General features: G+C 62.5%; 3 protein-coding genes. All 3 read right to left on the bottom strand.

Going from position 1 to position 4,027, the window contains the following annotated elements:
* Positions 1–20: 20 nt before the first annotated feature.
* The 3 genes from ugpC to EN750_RS22095 are packed head-to-tail and all read right to left on the bottom strand — an operon-like array spanning position 21 to position 3,981.
* The gene (gene ugpC, locus EN750_RS22105; protein WP_127397640.1) at positions 21–1,133 is read right to left on the bottom strand and encodes a sn-glycerol-3-phosphate ABC transporter ATP-binding protein UgpC; all 1,113 of its coding nucleotides are present in this window, start codon (positions 1,131–1,133) and stop codon (positions 21–23) included.
* Between the two features lie 24 nt (positions 1,134–1,157).
* Positions 1,158–2,822, bottom strand: a complete 1,665-nt coding sequence (locus tag EN750_RS22100; protein WP_127397639.1) for an alpha-glucosidase family protein — start codon at positions 2,820–2,822, stop codon at positions 1,158–1,160.
* A gap of 4 nt (positions 2,823–2,826) precedes the next feature.
* Positions 2,827–3,981 (bottom strand): carbohydrate ABC transporter permease, encoded by a 1,155-nt coding sequence (locus EN750_RS22095; protein WP_127397638.1) that lies wholly within the window; start codon positions 3,979–3,981, stop codon positions 2,827–2,829.
* Positions 3,982–4,027 lie beyond the last annotated feature (46 nt).

Below are 4,027 nucleotides of genomic sequence, written 5' to 3'. Positions count from 1 at the left end.
GTCCAAGACGCGGTCCTGCGTCAGGCCGCCTTCGCTTCCGCTTCATGAAGGGCAAACGACCGCCCATCGGTGTCGAAGATATGCAAGTCCTCGCCATTGGCGCTCAGCCGCAATGTCGAGCCGCGCTTGACCTCGACATTGCCGGGCAGCTTGGTCACCAGCGGCAGGTCGGCGCGGCCGATGTCGACATAGACAAGCTGCACCTCGCCGAGTTGCTCGACATAGTCGACCGTCCCCTCGAACAGATAGTCCGCGCCGCTGGCGATGATCAGGTCCTCCGGCCGCACGCCGAAACTAACCGCAGCGCCCTTTGCCGAGGCCGGCGTCGCGATCGGCACGGTCGCCTTGCGTCCGCCGACATGGCTGACGACGGTCGGGTTTCCGGTCTTGTCGATGGTCGCGGGCAGGATGTTCATGGCTGGCGAGCCGATGAACTGGGCAACGAACAGATTGCCGGGCTTCTTGTATAGATCCATCGGAGTGCCGACCTGCTCGATATGGCCGTCCTTGAGCACCACGATGCGGTCGGCCAGCGTCATCGCCTCGACCTGGTCGTGGGTGACGTAGATCATCGTCGTGTTGGGCATCGATTCCTTGAGCTTGGCGATTTCGATGCGGGTGGCGACGCGAAGCGCGGCATCGAGGTTCGAAAGCGGCTCGTCGAACAGGAACACCTTGGGATTGCGCACGATGGCGCGGCCGATGGCGACGCGCTGGCGCTGGCCGCCCGACATCGCCTTAGGCAGGCGGTCGAGATATTTGGTCAGCTGCAGGATCTCGGCGGCCTGACGCACGCGGCGGTCGATCTCGGCCTTGTTCTCTTTGCCGATCTTCATCGAGAACGCCATGTTGTCGTAGACGGTCATGTGCGGGTAGAGCGCATAGGACTGGAACACCATGGCGATGCCCCGTTTCGACGGCGGCACGTCGTTCACCACTTCGCCGGCTATTCTGAGCTCGCCGGAGGTGATTTCCTCGAGCCCGGCGATCGACCTCAGCAATGTCGACTTGCCGCAGCCCGACGGGCCGACGAAGACGATGAACTCGCCCGACTTGATATCGAGATCGATGCCGTGGAGAATGTTCAGATTGCCGTAGGACTTCTTCACTTGTCTTAGCGTGACATCGGCCATTGGTTTCCTCCAGTGATTGGAAATTCAGTCGAGACGCCCGAACCAGGCGCCGTAGCCGCCAAGCTCGATGGAACCGCTGTTCGCCTGCCCCGAAAATCCGTGCCCGGGCAGAGGTTGCAGCGATCGGCCGCCAAGGTCAACCTTGGCCGGCCCGGCTCCCAGATTGAAGACGCAGACGATCTGCTCGTTGCCTGCGCGGCGCGTGAAGGCGACGGTGTCGCCCTCACTTTCGATGAAGGTGATGTCGCCCTTGGCGAGCGCCGGATGGGCACGCCGGAAGGTGAGAAAGCGCCGGTAGTGCTCGAGCAGCGAAGCCTCGTCGCCCTGCTGGACATTGACCGCTTGCGCCAGATGCTTGGCCGGCACCGGCAGCCAGGGCTTTGCCGGGGAGAAGCCTCCATTCTTGGCATCGCCATCCCACACCATTGGCGTGCGGCAGCCGTCGCGGCCCTTGAATTCCGGCCAGAAGCGGATGCCATAGGGATCCTGCAGATCCTCGAACCGCAGCTCTGCCTCACCGAGCCCAAGCTCCTCGCCCTGGTAGATGCAGACCGAACCGCGCAACGACATCAGCAGCGCCGAGATGACCTTGAGGTAGGCGGTCGGGTCGGCCTCATTGGCGGCCCAGCGCGAGGCCGGGCGCATCACGTCGTGGTTGGAGAAGGCCCAGCACGACCAGCCGTCGCTGGCGACTTTGCCGAAGGATTCCAGCACCGAGCGGACCTTGCCCGCGCTGATCTTTTCCGGCGCCAGGAAATCGAAGGAGTAGCACATGTGCACGCGCTTGCCGCCTGCGGTGTAGGCGGCAACCACTTCAAGCCCACGCTGCGAATCGCCGACCTCGCCGACCGCTGCGGTTGCCGGATACTCATCGAGCAGGGCACGGAACCGTTCGAGGAAGCCGAGGTTCTCGGGCCGGCTCTTGTCGTAGAGATGGTCCTGGTAGTTGTAGGGGTTGACCGCCGGCGCGGTCTGGTCGTTGCGCTCTTCCGGCGGCAGCGGCGGATTGTTTTCCAGGCCCTGGCTGTGGAAGTAGAAATTGATGGTATCGAGCCGGAAACCGTCGACGCCGCGCTCCAGCCAGAAGCGGGTGACCTCGAGCAATGCGTCCTGGACTTCGTGGTTGTGAAAGTTGAGGTCGGGCTGTTCGGCCAGGAAATTGTGCATGTAATATTGCTGGCGGCTGGTGTCCCATTGCCACGCCGAGCCGCCGAAGATCGACAGCCAGTTGTTGGGCGGTGTGCCGTCCGGCCTGGCGTCTGCCCAGACGTACCAATCGGCTTTCGGGTTGCTGCGGCTCGACCGGCTTTCCTTGAACCAGGGATGACTGTCGGCAGTGTGCGACAGCACCTCGTCGATCATCACCTTCAAGCCCAGCCTGTGTGCCTCGGCGGTCAGCGCGTCGAAATCGGCCAGCGTGCCGAACATCGGATCGACATCGCAGTAATCCGTCACGTCATAGCCGAAATCCTTCATCGGCGACTTGAAGAACGGTGAAATCCAAATGGCATCCGCGCCGAGTGCGGCGATGTAGGGGAGGCGGCCTATGATGCCCTTGAGATCGCCGATGCCGTCGCCATTCGAGTCCTGGTAGCTGCGCGGATAGATCTGGTAGATCACCGCGCCCCGCCACCAGTCGCGATCGATGGCGAGGTCAGGCTTCGAGCTGGCCTTCAAAGCGGATTGCATCGTCTCAGCCTCCTTTCACCGAGCCGGCAAGCAGCCCGCGGACAAAATAGCGCTGCAGCGAGAAGAACACGATCAGCGGCACAATGATGGTCACGAAAGCCGATGTCGTCAGAATCTCCCAGTCGCCGCCGCGCGAGCCCAACAGCGCGTTGAGCTTGGCGGTCAGCACGATCTGGTCTGCCTCTGTACCGAGGAAAACCATCGCCACCAGCAGATCGTTCCATACCCACAGGAACTGGAAGATGGCAAATGAAGCCAGCACCGGGAACGACAGCGGCAAGACGATCTTGACGAAGATCTCGAAATCGCTGGCGCCGTCGATGCGCGCCGATTCCATGATTTCGCGCGGCAGGCCGGCAATGTAGCTGCGCAGCAGGTAGATGGCGAAGGGCAGGCCGAAGCCCGTATGCGCCAGCCAGATGCCGAGATAGGTCTTCGACGGCATTCCGAAGAAAGCGCCGACGCCGTTGTAGAGCTTCAACAGCGGGATCAGCGACATCTGCAATGGCACCACCAGCAGGCCGATGATGACCGCGATCAGCAGCGCCCGGCCGGGAAACCGCATCCAGGCCAGCGCATAAGCGGCAAATGCGGCGATCAGGATCGGGATGACGGTCGCCGGAATGGTGACGGTCAGAGAATTCATGAATGACCGTCCGATGCCTTCGGAGAACAGCACGGTTCTGTAATTGTCGGTGGTGAATTTCGGCGGCGCCGACGAAGCATAATAGACGCGCTGGCCGCGATCGCCTTCGAACGCTTTCGGGGACTGCATGATGAAGCTGCCGTCGGCATTGAGCTGCAAGGTCACGCCGTCGCCGAGATCGGCTGTCGTGCCGGCGGGATATTGCGTCGGTGTCGCCGATTTGACCCCGAAGGCGCTGATGTCGCGCTTGGCGCCGTCGCCGAAGATATTGCCCTCGAGGACGAACTTGCCGTCCTTCTCGACTTGCGCCGAGGCGGGCGGGAGCCGGCCTGCTTCCGTCTGGGTGGAACTGGCGAACGAGTTCCACCAGCCCGAGGCGATGATCTGGTTCTTGTCGCGCAGCGACGAGACCAGGATGCCGAGCGTCGGTATGGTCCAGATCGCGACGAAGATGAGCACGGCGATGTGGACGCCAAAACGGCTGGCGAAGGAATTTCCGGTCGCGACGGCCATCTCAATGTCCTCCCGTCTCTTTGTTCGCCTGGCGGATGTTCCAGAC

Origin of the sequence: Mesorhizobium sp. M7A.F.Ca.ET.027.03.2.1 (assembly GCF_003999175.1) — a bacterium.
In the GTDB taxonomy this organism is placed as follows: Bacteria; Pseudomonadota; Alphaproteobacteria; order Rhizobiales; family Rhizobiaceae; genus Mesorhizobium.
This window is presented reverse-complemented; position numbering and strand designations above follow the sequence as displayed.

Coding starts and splice junctions, on each gene's coding strand:
- EN750_RS22095 (WP_127397638.1), bottom strand. CDS start 3,981: ATGGCCGTCGCGACCGGAAATTCCTTCGCCAGCCGTTTTGGCGTCCAC.
- EN750_RS22100 (WP_127397639.1), bottom strand. CDS start 2,822: ATGCAATCCGCTTTGAAGGCCAGCTCGAAGCCTGACCTCGCCATCGAT.
- ugpC (WP_127397640.1), bottom strand. CDS start 1,133: ATGGCCGATGTCACGCTAAGACAAGTGAAGAAGTCCTACGGCAATCTG.